Consider the following 15,017-nt stretch of genomic DNA (forward strand, 5'->3'; position numbering starts at 1 on the left):
GATTCATGGTTAAAATTTATGCTATAATAATTATCAGGAGAATAAAGTGTTTTTAGTTAGTCACTCCCCAGGGTTTATCTCTTACAAAGGAGTCGTTGCGGTTAATTTGACAGCAGAGGGGGTGACATAAATGAGTGATTCTATTACTATTACATCTATAGTATGCATTACAATAGTAAGTATAGTAGGCATTTTTGCTATGCTTGCATACTTAAAAGAAAGAGCCATTCTTAAATATAAGAACAGCTCTAAACACAGTAATAATGAAATATCTATTACTGCGGATAGTGATAAAGAAAATAACTCAAAAAACTAAAATGCACCCNTCTAAACACAGTAATAATGAAATATCTATTACTGCGGATAGTGATAAAGAAAATAACTCAAAAAACTAAAATGCACCCATTCCACTAAGTGCATTTTAGCTAACTAACAAACATTAATTTTACTTAAAACCGTAACGGCTTCTTAAGATATATTATATCTACTTTGTATCTATATTATACCACAATAATTTTATTTTTAAATACATCTCATGTTAAAGTTCAACTTTAGAAAATGTCTCATTTCTATAAAAAGTAAATTGGTTTAAATACGCCTTATGATAAAGTTTAGTTACGCAATAATATAACAAAAATAATCTAAATAAATAATACTCTAAATAAGTAACTTCATTGTTTCTAAGTTGTTTAACAATAATCTTATTAACTTATTCAGGATAAAAAAATAAACACCCGGCATTAACCAAATGCTTATTTTCCCCTCTAAGTATTTTACTTAGGACATATACTATTATATATGTAAATTATTACCAAATCAAGTGTTTATTACTATTTTTTAATTAAGGAAATGTTTTTGCTCTATAATCAAAAGGGTTATACAAGTATGCGAACAATAAAATTTTGGCATTAAATAATTTTTAAAATATGTATCAGCACCATTCGTAAAGCGTGTGGTGCTGATGCATAATATACTTATCCTTCTCCTCCATCATCAATCAACCAGGGTGAATTTTTATCTTTTCTAACAAGAATGATCCATTTTTCATATGTTCCACTATCTTCAGGTCCGATTCCATCCTTTTTATATTTAACTGTGTAATTGACTTTATAAATTTTTACATTCTCTGCTTTTGCACCATTTATTATTCCCCTGCCATATTTCATATACCCTTCTTTCTCTGATGGACTTGTATCTTCCACTATGCTGTTAAGTTTAATAGATTTAAGATTTTCATCTAATGACGGCCCGCGAAGCCATTCTGTGTGTGTTGAATTCACCCCTTTTACGTTTTTTTCATTATAATATCCAAAATAATTTTTTATTACCTGCTCCGGTTGAAGCAATTGGCCTTTAGCAGTTATTATATTGCTGCTTTTATTCATGTCTTTTTTAAAAACAATATTAAAACCTACCAATGATATTACAGTTATTACCACAATCAGCACTGCCAATATTATACCCCTTTTTTTCTCTTTCATATTCAACATATTCTCCAGTCTCCCCTTTAATATTTTCTTATTATTAAATCCTGTAATCAGCAGTAAGATATTGTATATCATATCATTTCTTTTATAATGCATGAGCTCATGTTTTAAAATAAACTCCATTTCTCCGATATCATATGAAACCCTTCATCACCTGCTTTTAATCCAATGATCCAGTTCATCCAGATCATCATCGGTAATATCATTGTCCTCATGCAGCGTAGTAATAAAACTTTTTAAAGAGCCTTTATGAAATTTACGGAAAAATTCTCTGGTTTCAAATTTACGATATTCCTCTTCAGTCACAAGGGTTGTATAATAGGTTCTCCTTTTCCCTTTTGCTGCAGTTATAAATTTCTTCTTTGCCAAACGGGACAAAAGAGTCAGTATGGTTGTGTTTTTCCAGCCTTTTTTCTTTTCCATAATACCCACAATTTGCTTGGAAGATATTGGATTCTGGCTGTTCCAGACAGCCTCCATAACTTCCAGCTCGGATTCAGGAATCTTTATAATTGACAATATAAGTCGCCTCCACAGTATCAATTTTACATTTGTAGAATATATTTGTAAAGATTTTTTATTCCCTGAAGATATTGTAAATATGACAAATAAGTATAAATTATTAAGTCCGCTTTTTTATCAAGTGATTCTTAGGTTCAGATGGAGTTTGCTAATAAGGAATACTTTACTCCACCTGAACCTTAGCAGAACTTATCCAGGCGCATAGCGGTGCTTATCTCCCACTTTGAGAAAAGCAGATGTCCCAAATCTTTGATTTGATAACAGTCGCTTTCACAGAGTGTGCTGGGAGTATTAGCACTGGTAGCGTTCGGATAAAAAACTATAGACTATTTTGGTCGACAATGCTATAATGTTTTATAGACCAATCAGGTCGATTAAATAAATTGAATTAGGAGGCCGTCAGATGTTTGAAAAGTTTCATGCATTGGAACCCCATAAGCAAAATAGAATACTCAACGCAGCAATGAATGAATTCAACTTAAGGGGTTACAAGAACGCATCCACCAACAATATAGTAAAAGAGGCCAGTATAGGCAAGGGAATGTTATTTCATTACTTTCACAGTAAAAAAGATCTGTATTTATATCTATACGATTATTCAGTAGAAACTTTGATGAATGAGTTTTATGGGAAAATAGCTCTGAGTGAAAGAGACATCTTAAAAAGGCTGAGGCAGGTGATTGTCATGGAATTTGCCTTGATAAACAAATATCCGGATATGCTTGACTTTGTAAAGTCCTCATACTTCGAGGAAGCAGAGGAAGTGAAAGATGAGCTGGATATAAGAAACAGGAATTATATTGCCAATGGAAGCAGTAAAGTGCTGCAGGATGTGGATGTTTCCAGATTTAAAGCTAATGTAGATAAGGACAGGGCTGTTCATGTAATTATGTGGACTCTGGAAGGCATTTCAGCAAGAGAGCGGGAAAAATTAAAAGTTTCCTCCCTGAATGAATTGAATTATGATGATTTGCTCGTGGAACTTGACAGCTATCTGGACTTGTTCAGAAGCACTTTTTATAAATAAACAATGCGAAAGGAACTTGTATAATTATGAGTAATATGATAAGAAGTTTCAAAAATCTGACTCCTGAGGAAAGGCCGCTTGCAGGCGGCAAAGGTGCAATGCTTTCAAAAATGTATCAGGATGAGTATCCGGTGCCGGAGGGATTTGTGGTTTTACCCTCTGCTTTCCATGAAAATAAACTTAGAGATGAGGCCTGGAGTGAAATACAGAGTCTGCTGAAACAAATCAGAGATAAAAATGCAGGCTGCCTGTTTGCAGTGAGGTCCTCCGCATTAAGTGAAGACTCTGCAGCAGCTTCCTTTGCAGGAGAATTTGAAACTGTTTTAAATAGAAATACAGATGAGGAAATAAAGGAAGCTATCTATAAAGTGTTTCAATCAAAGGAATCATACAGAGTAAAAGCTTATACCTCTGTACAAGGCATGGACCAGTCCCATCAAATTGCAGTAGTTATCATGCTGATGGTTCCATCTGAGATATCCGGCGTATTATTTACTGCAGATCCAATTACCGGAAGCCACGAAAGCATGTCCGGTAATTATGTATACGGGCTGGGAGAACAGCTTGTATCCGGAGAATCCAATGCATATCCCTTTAAATTATTCAGGCCAAAGGGAAAATACGAAGGGCCGAAGGATTTTAAAAAATATTCTTCAAAATTATTCAGATATGCCTCCAGACTGGTAAAAGACATGAGATGTCAGCAGGATATTGAATGGGCAGTTTCCAAAGGCAGACTGTATATACTGCAGGCAAGGCCAATTACCACGCTGAAAGCATATAATCTGGACACCTATGAGATGAATGCCTCTTTGGACGGGGATTATCTATGGACAAATACCAATGTAGGTGAAGCCATGTCTGATGTTTTTACTCCCTTAAGCTGGTCTGTAATAAGAACACTTGATGAGGAACAATCAATCATTCCAAATTATTATCTGTTTTCAGGCAATATATGCGGAAGAATGTACTCCAATGTCAATGTGGCGTTGTCCATGTATAAGGCATTTGGCAGAGATTATAAACCGGTGCTCAAAAAAATGAACTATATATTTGGAAAAACCACAAAGAACATGGATATTCCCGTATATCCCTTTTCAGGTTTGCAATTATTAAAGGTTATGCTTCCAAGAATAGGACATATGTTAAAATGCTCAAGAAAAATTTCAAGATCAATACCTCTCTATATAAAAGATACACCTGCATGGTGCAGAAATATGAAAAAACGTATAGAACAGGTAAATGACGGGAATGAATTACTTGAATTATGGAAAGAAGAACTCTGGCCCTACAACTGTAAAATATTATTGGCGGGCCGCTATGCACCCAGAAAAAAAATAATGGCCCTGTTCAAGCTCAATGAAAAACTTCCAGAGCTTTTGGGAAAAGAAGCTGCAGATGCTTTGCTTTCCAGTTTAGGCGGCAATTCCAGCCTTGAAAGCCTGGGGCCTGTTGTTGGAATTTCAAAAATAATCAAGGGAGAAATGACCAAAGAAGAATACATGTTGAAATATGGTCACAGGAGCCCTCATGAATTTGAATTATCCATACCGGATCCATCAGAGGATAAAATGTGGCTTGAAAAACAGATAGAAGAAAATAAAAGAACGGGAGTGGATGCGGAAAGCCTGCTGAAAAATCAGGAAAAACAATATATCCTGGAAATGAAAAGATTAAAGAAGAATTTTCCATCTAAGTATGCTCAAATAAAAAAGCAGATTGAAGAGGCCTATGAGGGAAGTTACATCAGAGAGGCACTGCGTTCGGAATGGACCAGGGTATTCAGTGTCAACAGGACTTTTGCACTTAAAGCCGGCCAGATGACAGGTATTGGCAATGACGTCTTCTTCCTGTATATTCATGAAATCCTTGATTTACTGACAGGAGACAGATCAGCTCTGGAGCACATACCTGCAAGGCAAAAAAATTACGACAGCTACAGAGCTCTGCCTGCCCTTCCGTCCATTATCAGAGGTCGCATAGATCCTTATAAATGGGCCAAAAATCCAGATAGAAGAGTGGATTATTACGATTTTACCTCACCTGCTGATACAATGAGTTCAAATTTTGAAACACTGAAAGGTTTCCCGGGAGCTGCAGGCAAAATTGAAGGTCCGGTTCGAATTCTTAAGGATCCGGAAGACAGCGGTCTGTTCCAGCCAGGTGAAATATTGGTAGCATCAACCACCAATATAGGGTGGACTCCCATATTTCCGAAAGCCGGAGCTATCATTACGGATATAGGTGCACCATTATCCCATGCAACAATTGTAGCCAGAGAACTCGGTATTCCGGCAGTTGTTGGATGCGGCAGCGCCACTTCAAAACTTAAAACCGGTGATAAAGTTTTGGTTGACGGAAGTCGTGGAGAAATTCAGATTTTAGATAAATAACTGCATGTAAATATAATCAGATTTTCCGGACTTGCCTGCCATACAATTACAGAAGTATAGAAAAATATAGTTCAAGGCAAAAGGCAATCAGCTTTATTCTGCTTAAAAGAAGTGCTACATTGAACCTGCTGAAAAACAGTCAATATAACACTTCTTTAATGAAGATTTTTACATTATGGCAGCTTCTTTTTTATAATATCTTGATAGTATGATGGTAATTCATAATTTCTGATATGCTCAAATTTTTCAACTTTAACTCTGCCTGTTGAATTTATTTTAATAGTAATATAATCAAGTCCTACATCAAGGTGTGGACCAACATAGGGATGAAGTTCTAATTTCACACAAAAATCAACTGTTTCATTCCCACCCAGTCTATCTATGCTCAATACAGAAATATCATAAGGTGCTATTACAGGAGATACTGATAAATATTCTTTATAGTAATTATCCACTGCATTCTGTAAAATAGGCAGTAATAGCGTCACAAGCATATCCTGATATAATTTCTCTTTTGAATTTTGAAGTGCAATACAATGTTCTCTCAATCCAAATTTAACATAATTATATGAAGCAGCCTTAATATTTAACGGAATATAGAAAATTATCAACAACGCTAAAAATAAAGTGTATAGTGACTTTTTCAAACCTATCACCTCAACAAGGGCTTTTTTAATAGACTGTCATTATTTCAAAGCAATTATACAATAGTCTGATATTTCATATTATCTGCTCATTTAATTACTAAACTTTTTAAAGCAAAATTACCCCGCTAATGAAATATCCCTGTAAATCCTGCAGCTAATACCACCACTGCAAATATCATTCTATACACTGCGAATATTCTCATAGGTTTCCTTTTCAAATAAAGTATAAACTTGTTGACTACTATCAAAGCCACTAAAAATGATACCAGAAATCCTACAGCAAGAGATATTATTTCCATAGATGTAAGGTTTGCCATACCGCCAATCTTCAATATCTCCAGGGCGCTCATCCCCACCATAACCGGAATTGCCAGGAAAAAGGAGAATTCCGCAGCAGCAACTGTAGAAAGCCCCGATACCCATCCGCCTATAATTGTTGAAGCCGAACGGGACATTCCCGGAATTATGGCCAGGCATTGAAATGTGCCAATTATCAGGGCCTGTTTTGCTGTAACATTCAATCCACTGTCTCCGACACTTTTATTCCTGAATTTATTCTCAGCATATATCATCCATATACCGCCTAAAAACAAAGTCACTGCCACAGATACCGGTGTGAAAAGGTATTTGTCTGCCAGATCATCCAGCAGCAGCTGACAGATAACTCCAGGAATGCAGGCAATAAATATGACAAACCAGAATTTGAATCCGGATTTTTCATAGCCCACCTTCTGCGGAAGAACAAACTGACAACGTGGATACCCACATAGAATTTACACTAGAATTTTCATTGACAACTTCATCAAATATTCCATTTACAAAATCCTCTTCCTTATAGGTTCCAAATTCATAACTTGATGAGCCACGGCTACTTTTATCCAAATTAGCTTCACTGAGAATGATTGTTTCGATATTCTCCCTGCATTTATTGGCAAGTTCAAGTGCAACAGGCCCGCCCAAGCTATGTGCAAAAACAATTTCGGGATAATCAAATGATCCGGCACAGCCCAGGCCATGAATAAATAATATTGGCGTATCTTCACCAGGTAAGTCGTGATACCTGATCTTGCTGTTCATATTGTCTACTATGTATTCTTTCATATAAAAGATCCTCCTATTAAATATAAATACTTAAAATCTTCTTAAGCATTAAGCAGATTGGAAATTTACAAGCTTTATTATTCATCATATTTTATCCACATATTCATACCAGCGCCATCGTTTTCATTGGGACGTTTGATAAAACCAAGCTTTTCATAAAATGGTTCTTTGCCTTTAGCTGATATTAATACAATTTTAATTTTCCATTCTGATTTAAGTTGAGATTTTAAAAACAATATTAATTCTCCAACCATTTTCTTGCCGATTCCGAATCCTTGATGTGATGGTAATACCATCACATCAGCTAAATAGGCAATATATCCACCATCCCAAAGGATTCTGGCGCTGCCAATTATTTTATTTTTTTCATAGCAACTAACCACCATCCTTGAACGGTTAATGCCAGCTTGAGCCTGCTCTTTATTTAAAGTGTCCCAACCTACCGCATCTCTGAGTCTATTATAATCATCAACACTAATTCCATTTTTATATGAAAAGTCCATTTTATCATCTCCATCACAAATTACTAATTTGTCTACATTTTATTTAAATAATCTTTACTACACATTTAAGTACTATAGGTAGATTATAGCATTATATACAATAACCTGCCCCACTGAATAATTTTTTTATATAGCCAAATTTTAAGAAATCACTTACCCACCTATATTATGACTTACCTTTAGCGACTCAATACCATTTGAAAAATCCAGCATAACACCCATACTTATGACACTTCCTCCCCTGGATTACAAAAGATATTTCAAGTGGATTACGAGAGGAGACGAGACAGCTGAAAAAAATGTTTTAAAATGGCTTGGATCGGAAGAGAAAATTTACAATTGGCACAAAACGTACAGTGAAATGATCACAGAGGTGGCTCATAGGACAAAAACTGCTTTGATTGACGTGAGATCGGAAATTCTCAAACAAGATGACTACAATAGATTTTTGTGTATAGACGGTATTCATCCTAATTTAGATGGACATTCCCTGATTGCCAGTGTAATACTCAATTTTCTTAAAGACAATTACAGCTTTTTATTGATTTAATCAATTTAATACTGCTGGATTAATCAAAAAACTGGTTTCTATATTTTGAAAGAAACCAGTTTATATTTCTATATGGGCAAAATTCACCCAAACTCAAGAATCAATTTGACAGCTTTTATTCCTTGCCTATTGGAAAATAAACTTCCGTTATAAATTCATCGGGGCTGCATTTAGATTCGGGACCCTTTATATATTCATCATGGGGGGCTCCAATTATTTTGTAGGAATTTTTGTCAATCCAGTCTAGGATTTCCCTGTAGGATTCACCAATTTCACTATAGGGACCTATAAAGGTGGTATGGCAGTATAGGCCTCCTTTTAGAATTCTTGTTGATATTTGGGGCGTTTTCAATTCTCTGTCCACAGGTATGCAGATCTCTATGTCCGCATTATTTGGATCAAAGTCTTCATCATAGTACAGAGTCATTATGTTTCCCTTAATGGATAAGTTGTTACTGGAGACAGCTTCGAAGACTTTACCGATTAAATTTCCTATATTGTCCATTAAAATAGTATCTCTCAGACTCAAAACTCTTGTGTCCTTTAAGGTATTTATTGAAATATTGAAATTTCGCTTTGAATTCATTATATCTTCACCTTTCTCTAATTTATTTAAAGAATCTTTTAATTCAAGCAGAATATTCTTGGAAGACTGTATTTGAAATTCAATTTCATGTATCTGCTTTGACAATAGTATGGTCAAAGTGATATTGGTACTGTCTTCCATAATTTGTTTTATCTGATTTGATGAAAATCTGTATCTTCTGAGTTTATTTATTTTCAATATATCCTTTACCTGGTGCTTTTCATAATATCTGTATTGATTTTCAGGGTTGATAAAGCTTGGCTTTATCAATCCCAGGGTATCGTAATACCTGAGCATCCTGGTGGAAATTCTTCCAATTTTCGAAAATTGACCTATATTATACATAGAATCCTCCTAAATCTTATTCCTCTTCGAAGCGGTTAATTATATATTAAACTTTCACATAATGTCAAAGTCAATAGATTTTTGTAATTTTCTTATAAAAAGCTGACCTTCTGAGTTTATTGAAAAAAATGAACTCAATAAATTTGAAGTACAGGACTTAATTCAATATTTTGAGTGTACTTTTGAGCTGAGCCGATATGGAAAACTGTTTAGAACTTATTATTTTCCCATACTGTTGTATACAGCCAATGCATCGGTAATATTATATTGTTCCGAAGGGTGATCCCCTCTGGCACCAGCTGAAATCAGAATATATTCTTGTCTTCCCACCTTGGCGAGACTGGCGAGACATAGGCCAGCTTCATCGGTATATCCGGTTTTTCCTCCTAAAATTTTTCCGTCAATAATATCTTGATTTTTGAGCTCTTCAAACATGGTACTGTAAAAGGTTATCCCGTCGGAATGCCTATTGGTAGGTGGTGTGGAATGACTGGAGGAAGTAAAAATCTCCCTGAAAGTATCATTCTGCAATGCATAGCTTAAAAGGACAGCCAGATCCTTCACTGTTGTGTAGTGGTTCCCATCATGAAGTCCGGTGGTATTTTCAAAATGAGTATTGTCCATACCAAGATCTGCCGCCTTTTGATTCATGATTTTTACAAAATTCTGCTCTGATCCCGCAATTTGATCTGCAAGCCCGATACAGGACTCCGCACCGCTTGGCAGCATTACTCCGTATAACAGATCCACTGCCCTGACCTGCTCACCAGGCCGAAAACCTGCCATTGATGCACCTGCCCCGTACAACCCCTGAAATGTGGAGTTGGTAAGTCTTATTTCCTCATTAAGATCAGGTAAGTTTTCTATTGCAACAATAGCTGTCATAATTTTAGTCAAGGAAGCAGGATAGATTTTTTCTTCGCTGTTTTTCTGCATCAGGATAGCATGATCTTTTAGACGGATCAGAATTACATTGCTGCTGTTCAGCTTATTAGGAGATATGGAGACAGTTGAATCTGGATCCACCTTGAAAATATGTTGGCTTTCTGGGGTGATGATGGCTTTATAAACATCAGAGGCAATAACAGCTATCAGTAAAAATATTATAAATATGCATATTATTGAGTTTCCATTTTTTACCTTTTGCATCATATAAAACAGCTCCTTATTCTGTACTGATATTATTTAACCACAGAAAAAAGAGCCATGTTGGAATTCTATCTTATGAATTTCTTAAGATTTTCTTATGACGGTAGCTGTATGTTCATGGCTGTAAAAATAGGAATAGAACTTATTAAGGAGGAAATCACCATATCTTAAGGTTTTATTAAGACATTTCTTTTTTTAATATGCTATTATAAACGAGTTAATTACAACGGAGGTGAATTTAATGTTTATTATTATGATCTCGATTACATGTTTTATTGGTACTTTGCCATTCTTGATTCCATACTACATGCTGCTTACTTCTCAAAGCAAAAAGATTGGCTGTAAACTGTCAATTGAACATTTCATAATGGTATATATCTTTGTGTACTACCTTACTGCTGTGCTGAGTTTTACTGGTATTCCTTCCATAAGTGATATTGTTCATAACAGCTCTGGAGTAATAACCTCAAAGGGGTTGAATCTTTCGCCCTATGAGGTTAATCTGATTCCATTTCTCTGGATTACAGAGGGTGCTCGTCCATATATAGAAAACATATTGCTTTTTATACCCCTTGGATTTATGCTTCCATGTATCTGGAAAAAGTATGAAGTGTTATGGATAACAGTACTATCCGGTATTACATTCTCTCTTGCAATAGAATTGAGCCAGCTGTTCAATAGAAGAATAACGGATATTGATGATTTACTGATGAATACTATAGGAGCGTTGATGGGATGGGTAATTTTCAAGCTGCTGAAAGAACATTTGTCAAAATTGCAGGACAGGGCTTCTGCCCAAAGTACCAGTATGGAAAAAATTCCATTGCTCCTTGATACAGAGGAATGCTTTTATATGGCCAGCGCATTTGCCGGTATGCTCTTTGTGTTTCACCCATTTTTAGTACCTTTACTGCAATTGGTATTTAAAATTAGAATTAATGTATAAGTGGAAGCACCACAGTAAAGACTGTGTTTTCTGTATTACTTTGCACGAAAATATTGCCTCCATGGGCGTTTACTATTTCTTTGGCAATAGCCAGCCCAAGTCCCGCACCACCTGTATTGGTAGAACGGGATGTGTCCAGCCGAAAAAATTTCTCAAATATAGTCTCCAGTTTTTCCTGAGGGATAGGATTACCTTGATTGGTAAAAGTTATAACAATATTTTTGTCCTTCCGTTCAGCAGAAATGTCAATGACGCTGTTTTCATAGCTGTAGGCTATTGCATTTTTCAGAATGTTATTGAACACGCGGGCCAGTTTGTCTGCGTCTCCCCACAGAGTGAGGCTGTCAGGTACATTGACAGACACCTGTTTTCCCTGTGGAGTCAGTATTGGATAGAATTCGTCCGCCATCTGCTGGAGCATGAACAGTAAGTTGATTTTTCCTTTATTCAAAACAATAGCTTGAAGATTAAATCTTGTGATCTCAAAAAACTCATTTATAAGCTGTTCTAGTCGATAAGCTTTTTCCAATGTGATACCCACATATTTTGCCTTCTGTTCAGGAGGCATATCAGGAGCTTCATCCAGAAGACTTAAGTAGCCTATAACGGAGGTCAGAGGTGTTTTTATATCATGAGCCAGATAAACTACCAGATTATTTTTGCGCTGCTCCGCATCAAGAGCAGCTTTCTTTTGCTTTTCCAGGTTGCTTTTTATCTGATTAAGCTTATTTTCCATAAAATCCAATTCCGGCGATAATGTAATTTCTTCATCGGATTCCTCAGTAAGCTTATCCATTTCAGTACTTATTTCATCGAAATATTTGGTGAACCATGAAACAGAAAACCGAAAAAGGATAACTAAAAATATTAGAATTGCAACAAAAAGAATCATTTCCATATTGTTGCGGATCACCAGCTGATAGATTTCCTGTGCATCCGAATTTTCAAAATGAAAAGTGATGACTAAATATTGAACGATACGATCTCCGATCTGTCCGCGAAGGATATGACGCAGTAGATAAACAGTCACAGCGGCGGCAGCTGTAATCAGAAGCATTTGAAAAAATACTTTCTTTTTCAATTTCGAATAATCATTTCTTCGTTTATGTATCTTACTTTTCAATTTTATAGCCAACCCCCCATACCGTTTTGATATATTTAGGATGCTCTGCGCTGTCCTGCATTTTTTCCCTTAAATGCCTGATATGAACCATTACAGTATTATTGCTGTTGGTGAAATACTTATCTCCCCATACCTTATGGAACAATTCATCTGAACTCACCACCCGTCCGCGTTTGGAGCAAAGGACCCAGAGGATTGAAAACTCTGTAGGAGTGAGAGACAGCTTTTTTTCATTCAGCGTACATTCATGGGTATCCATGTCCAGTACCAGACCGGAAAAGGCAATCAAGTGTTCTTTCTGGTTTGGCTCTGCAGAATTATATCTGGTAAATCTCCTGAGCTGCGCCTTGACACGGGCAACAAGCTCCAGAGGGCGAAAGGGTTTTGTTATATAATCATCTGCACCTAATGTCAATCCGGTAATTTTATCAATTTCCTCTTCTTTAGCAGTCAGCATGATAACAGGAAAATTATGATTTTTCCTGATTTTCCGGCAGAGAGTAAAGCCATCAATATCCGGCAGCATGATATCAAGTATCGCAAGCTCTAACCGTTCCGACTCAACACACCGGATAGCATCTTGGCCGTTATAAAATTTGTATATTGTAAAACCTTCATTTTTTAAATAAACTTCAATTAAGTCCGCTATGGACTTCTCGTCGTCTACAACCAAAATATTGATACTCATAGGTTCTGTCCTTTCTTCCTGATTAAACATTTATTATTATAGTACTGCAAAACAAAAATTTACATCATAATAATTTTCTTATAATTTTTCAAACAAATTGGATTTTACCTTTCGGGCATTTATTCTAAAACCATTTGAATATGTGGAATTCCATCTTCTAAAAACTCCTCTGATACTTGCTTAAATCCTGCTTTTTCATAAAATTCCTTTGCGTAAGATTGAGCCTCTATTTTTATTCTATCTGCATTCATCCTCTCTTTTGCAACCTTTATACCCTTAATCAATTCTATTAAAAATTACTGTCCGTTCCTTAAGAGAAATCTTCCCAACTTGATATCCATATTGAGTTAGCTCCTTTTTATATCTTAAAAAAGAATGATCCATCTCAATTCCTGCTATATCATGTATTTCATCGAAAGATAATTTCATTGACGGGCTGCCATTCCTTTGGATGTATTCCCATAAAGCTGTATATTTACTCATAACATTTCGCTCCTTTGTCAATTGAGTAATTCGCTTTAATTTAATATAGTGAATTAATTCTTACTTAATGCCCTCTATTTCAGATTTGAATTTATTCTCCCAGTTCTTTTCTTAAATCTTCTATATAACGCGATTGCTGTCTTTTTAGATAAAAACCTGCAAATAAATTCATTATAGGATTATTTACTGATATCTCTTCTGTAAATTTAACCTGCGTACCATCATTAACAGGACTAAAAACCCCAATCCAATGACCATTCATATTTACTGTTACTTACAACTACTTCCCACACTATTTTAACATCTGCTTTAAATGCAGCAGTAATTGTTGATTTTCTCATAGTATACATTCTCCCTGATAAATTACTAATCTATAATACCCAACGTTAAATTGGGATTTATTTATTAAATGAACCAATCTCAATAAGATTGCCCTCTGGATCTGCAATATAACATGTCCTTTGACCCCAAGGTTCTGTTGTCGGTTTCATCACTGAGTCTACTCCTTTAGAAATGATATTTTCATATACTAAATCCACATCCTCATGTTTAGGAACACTTAAAGCAATCTCATAATGACCATTTATACCATTAGCATAATTGAATCGTTTATTCGTCATTTTTTCAAAATCATTTCTTCCGTAAAACATAAACAATATTCCATCTTTTTTTAACATTACATTTGGTTCTTTTCCATCCCAATGAATTTCAAATCCAAGGATATTTTTATAAAACTCAACCATGATTCTCATATTACTAACAAATATTCCAATACCATCCAATTTCATTTTAATCTTCCTTTCAAGTCACTTTTTCTTTTTTAATTTTGGAGTAGGAAGTTCTTCATACATCTCCATAATCAGTTGATATAGGAGCTCTTTATTATCAACATTCTCAACCAAAAGCATTGCTTTTGCAACATCATAAGGTTATTCTCCCATCATTTTTCTAAAAGAAATATCATCCAGTAAATCTAATTGTCCAATAATAAAATCTAAATATTCCTGACTAGAAGCCATATCTTACTCCTTTGCAAACTTACTATTTATATCACTCAGCCTTAAATTATTCTTATTTATCATATAAAAATCAAGTTACTTTTCATCTATTTTTACTCTTAACATTTTATTCTTAACTTTTACTGCATATTTTAATTCATATGCTGGTACACCATTATTAATTGTTTTTACAATTCCATCCATTTCCTTTTTTATCTTTTCTTCATTAACATACCAGACAAGTACAATTGATTTTTCTCTCCAAAATGCCCCGTTATTAATACCAAGTAACCAATATTTAGGTTCATCATTTTTTGCCTTATACATTACACGTGACGCTAAAACTTTATAAAAATCGATTTTCCATCATACGATTTAATTATGATTTTTCCTGTTGTTACAATTACATTATTAGATAAAGTTTTGTTATTTTCAGTGTTATTTATCTCACCTAGCATTAAATAATCTT

At 35.0% G+C, this 15,017-nt stretch carries 18 protein-coding genes and 2 pseudogenes; 5 read left to right on the plus strand and 15 right to left on the minus strand.

What is annotated here, in order from left to right; genetic code table 11:
- Positions 1-130: 130 nt before the first annotated feature.
- Complete coding sequence (locus ACFHWD_RS13730; protein WP_179977302.1) at positions 131-316, plus strand: hypothetical protein; 186 nt, start codon at positions 131-133, stop codon at positions 314-316.
- A 658-nt stretch (positions 317-974) separates the two neighbouring features.
- On the opposite strand, the gene ACFHWD_RS13735 is transcribed toward ACFHWD_RS13730, so the two are convergent.
- Both ACFHWD_RS13735 and ACFHWD_RS13740 read right to left on the minus strand, forming a co-directional pair.
- Positions 975-1,490 (minus strand): DUF4829 domain-containing protein, encoded by a 516-nt coding sequence (locus tag ACFHWD_RS13735; RefSeq protein WP_236035195.1) that lies wholly within the window; start codon positions 1,488-1,490, stop codon positions 975-977.
- A gap of 147 nt (positions 1,491-1,637) precedes the next feature.
- Entirely contained in the window at positions 1,638-2,006 is a 369-nt protein-coding gene (locus tag ACFHWD_RS13740; RefSeq protein WP_179977301.1) for a BlaI/MecI/CopY family transcriptional regulator, read from the minus strand.
- Positions 2,007-2,412: 406 nt separating this feature from the next.
- Between ACFHWD_RS13740 and ACFHWD_RS13745 the strand changes: the two genes are divergently transcribed.
- Both ACFHWD_RS13745 and ACFHWD_RS13750 read left to right on the plus strand, forming a co-directional pair.
- Positions 2,413-3,036, plus strand: coding sequence for a TetR/AcrR family transcriptional regulator (locus ACFHWD_RS13745; RefSeq protein WP_378062345.1), 624 nt, complete (start codon positions 2,413-2,415; stop codon positions 3,034-3,036).
- A gap of 26 nt (positions 3,037-3,062) precedes the next feature.
- Positions 3,063-5,429 carry a PEP/pyruvate-binding domain-containing protein gene (locus ACFHWD_RS13750; protein WP_378062347.1) on the plus strand — a complete coding sequence of 789 codons (2,367 nt, stop codon included), beginning with the start codon at positions 3,063-3,065 and terminating at the stop codon, positions 5,427-5,429.
- A gap of 173 nt (positions 5,430-5,602) precedes the next feature.
- On the opposite strand, the gene ACFHWD_RS13755 is transcribed toward ACFHWD_RS13750, so the two are convergent.
- The 4 genes and pseudogenes from ACFHWD_RS13755 to ACFHWD_RS13770 all read right to left on the minus strand — a co-directional run bounded on the left by ACFHWD_RS13755 (position 5,603) and on the right by ACFHWD_RS13770 (position 7,680).
- On the minus strand, positions 5,603-6,076 hold the full coding sequence (locus ACFHWD_RS13755) for a DUF3888 domain-containing protein (protein ID WP_150357769.1): 474 nt from the start codon (positions 6,074-6,076) through the stop codon (positions 5,603-5,605).
- Between the two features lie 125 nt (positions 6,077-6,201).
- Positions 6,202-6,813, minus strand: a pseudogene (locus ACFHWD_RS13760) (undecaprenyl-diphosphate phosphatase); the annotation flags it as partial.
- Positions 6,794-7,177, minus strand: coding sequence for an alpha/beta fold hydrolase (locus ACFHWD_RS13765; protein ID WP_229982004.1), 384 nt, complete (start codon positions 7,175-7,177; stop codon positions 6,794-6,796). The gene ACFHWD_RS13765 and the pseudogene ACFHWD_RS13760, both read right to left, overlap by 20 nt.
- A 77-nt stretch (positions 7,178-7,254) precedes the next feature.
- On the minus strand, positions 7,255-7,680 hold the full coding sequence (locus ACFHWD_RS13770; RefSeq protein ID WP_229982005.1) for a GNAT family N-acetyltransferase: 426 nt from the start codon (positions 7,678-7,680) through the stop codon (positions 7,255-7,257).
- A 226-nt stretch (positions 7,681-7,906) separates the two neighbouring features.
- Between ACFHWD_RS13770 and ACFHWD_RS13775 the strand changes: the two genes are divergently transcribed.
- A complete protein-coding gene (locus tag ACFHWD_RS13775) occupies positions 7,907-8,230 on the plus strand; it encodes a hypothetical protein (protein WP_150357764.1) in 324 nt (107 codons plus the stop codon).
- Positions 8,231-8,345: 115 nt separating this feature from the next.
- On the opposite strand, the gene ACFHWD_RS13780 is transcribed toward ACFHWD_RS13775, so the two are convergent.
- Together ACFHWD_RS13780 and ACFHWD_RS13785 are read right to left on the minus strand one after the other, a co-directional pair.
- Positions 8,346-9,161 carry a GyrI-like domain-containing protein gene (locus ACFHWD_RS13780; protein ID WP_378062351.1) on the minus strand — a complete coding sequence of 272 codons (816 nt, stop codon included), beginning with the start codon at positions 9,159-9,161 and terminating at the stop codon, positions 8,346-8,348.
- 219 nt (positions 9,162-9,380) lie between these two features.
- Positions 9,381-10,313 carry a D-alanyl-D-alanine carboxypeptidase family protein gene (locus ACFHWD_RS13785; protein ID WP_378062353.1) on the minus strand — a complete coding sequence of 311 codons (933 nt, stop codon included), beginning with the start codon at positions 10,311-10,313 and terminating at the stop codon, positions 9,381-9,383.
- A 238-nt stretch (positions 10,314-10,551) separates the two neighbouring features.
- Between ACFHWD_RS13785 and ACFHWD_RS13790 the strand changes: the two genes are divergently transcribed.
- On the plus strand, positions 10,552-11,256 hold the full coding sequence (locus ACFHWD_RS13790; protein ID WP_229982008.1) for a VanZ family protein: 705 nt from the start codon (positions 10,552-10,554) through the stop codon (positions 11,254-11,256).
- Here ACFHWD_RS13790 and vanS read toward each other — a convergent pair.
- From vanS to ACFHWD_RS13825, 7 genes and pseudogenes are all read right to left on the minus strand, one after another.
- Positions 11,246-12,391 (minus strand): vancomycin resistance histidine kinase VanS, encoded by a 1,146-nt coding sequence (gene vanS, locus ACFHWD_RS13795; RefSeq protein ID WP_378062355.1) that lies wholly within the window; start codon positions 12,389-12,391, stop codon positions 11,246-11,248. The genes ACFHWD_RS13790 and vanS overlap by 11 nt on opposite strands.
- On the minus strand, positions 12,369-13,067 hold the full coding sequence (vanR, locus tag ACFHWD_RS13800) for a VanR-ABDEGLN family response regulator transcription factor (protein ID WP_150357754.1): 699 nt from the start codon (positions 13,065-13,067) through the stop codon (positions 12,369-12,371). The genes vanS and vanR overlap by 23 nt, the downstream gene beginning before the upstream one ends.
- 119 nt (positions 13,068-13,186) lie before the next feature.
- The gene (locus ACFHWD_RS13805; RefSeq protein ID WP_229982009.1) at positions 13,187-13,318 is read right to left on the minus strand and encodes a GNAT family N-acetyltransferase; all 132 of its coding nucleotides are present in this window, start codon (positions 13,316-13,318) and stop codon (positions 13,187-13,189) included.
- Between the two features lie 25 nt (positions 13,319-13,343).
- Positions 13,344-13,550, minus strand: coding sequence for a hypothetical protein (locus ACFHWD_RS13810; protein WP_150357752.1), 207 nt, complete (start codon positions 13,548-13,550; stop codon positions 13,344-13,346).
- Positions 13,551-13,948: 398 nt separating this feature from the next.
- On the minus strand, positions 13,949-14,338 hold the full coding sequence (locus ACFHWD_RS13815; protein WP_150357750.1) for a VOC family protein: 390 nt from the start codon (positions 14,336-14,338) through the stop codon (positions 13,949-13,951).
- A gap of 18 nt (positions 14,339-14,356) precedes the next feature.
- Positions 14,357-14,569, minus strand: a pseudogene (locus ACFHWD_RS13820) (hypothetical protein).
- 75 nt (positions 14,570-14,644) lie between these two features.
- Positions 14,645-14,875: a hypothetical protein gene (locus tag ACFHWD_RS13825; protein WP_229982010.1), complete on the minus strand. Its 231-nt coding sequence runs from the start codon at positions 14,873-14,875 to the stop codon at positions 14,645-14,647.
- Positions 14,876-15,017 lie beyond the last annotated feature (142 nt).

Source organism: Clostridium sp. MT-14, assembly GCF_042436595.1.
GTDB classification, from domain to species: Bacteria; Bacillota; Clostridia; order Clostridiales; family Clostridiaceae; genus Clostridium_B; species Clostridium_B aromativorans.

Excerpts from the sequence above, each read along its gene's own strand:
- ACFHWD_RS13730 (WP_179977302.1), top strand. The coding sequence starts at position 131 with ATGAGTGATTCTATTACTATTACATCTATAGTATGCATTACAATAGTA.
- ACFHWD_RS13735 (WP_236035195.1), bottom strand. The coding sequence starts at position 1,490 with ATGTTGAATATGAAAGAGAAAAAAAGGGGTATAATATTGGCAGTGCTG.
- ACFHWD_RS13745 (WP_378062345.1), top strand. The coding sequence starts at position 2,413 with ATGTTTGAAAAGTTTCATGCATTGGAACCCCATAAGCAAAATAGAATA.
- ACFHWD_RS13750 (WP_378062347.1), top strand. The coding sequence starts at position 3,063 with ATGAGTAATATGATAAGAAGTTTCAAAAATCTGACTCCTGAGGAAAGG.
- ACFHWD_RS13765 (WP_229982004.1), bottom strand. The coding sequence starts at position 7,177 with ATGAAAGAATACATAGTAGACAATATGAACAGCAAGATCAGGTATCAC.
- ACFHWD_RS13770 (WP_229982005.1), bottom strand. The coding sequence starts at position 7,680 with ATGGACTTTTCATATAAAAATGGAATTAGTGTTGATGATTATAATAGA.
- ACFHWD_RS13775 (WP_150357764.1), top strand. The coding sequence starts at position 7,907 with ATGACACTTCCTCCCCTGGATTACAAAAGATATTTCAAGTGGATTACG.
- ACFHWD_RS13780 (WP_378062351.1), bottom strand. The coding sequence starts at position 9,161 with ATGTATAATATAGGTCAATTTTCGAAAATTGGAAGAATTTCCACCAGG.
- ACFHWD_RS13785 (WP_378062353.1), bottom strand. The coding sequence starts at position 10,313 with ATGATGCAAAAGGTAAAAAATGGAAACTCAATAATATGCATATTTATA.
- ACFHWD_RS13790 (WP_229982008.1), top strand. The coding sequence starts at position 10,552 with ATGTTTATTATTATGATCTCGATTACATGTTTTATTGGTACTTTGCCA.
- vanR (WP_150357754.1), bottom strand. The coding sequence starts at position 13,067 with ATGAGTATCAATATTTTGGTTGTAGACGACGAGAAGTCCATAGCGGAC.
- ACFHWD_RS13805 (WP_229982009.1), bottom strand. The coding sequence starts at position 13,318 with ATGAATGCAGATAGAATAAAAATAGAGGCTCAATCTTACGCAAAGGAA.
- ACFHWD_RS13810 (WP_150357752.1), bottom strand. The coding sequence starts at position 13,550 with ATGAGTAAATATACAGCTTTATGGGAATACATCCAAAGGAATGGCAGC.
- ACFHWD_RS13815 (WP_150357750.1), bottom strand. The coding sequence starts at position 14,338 with ATGAAATTGGATGGTATTGGAATATTTGTTAGTAATATGAGAATCATG.
- ACFHWD_RS13825 (WP_229982010.1), bottom strand. The coding sequence starts at position 14,875 with ATGTATAAGGCAAAAAATGATGAACCTAAATATTGGTTACTTGGTATT.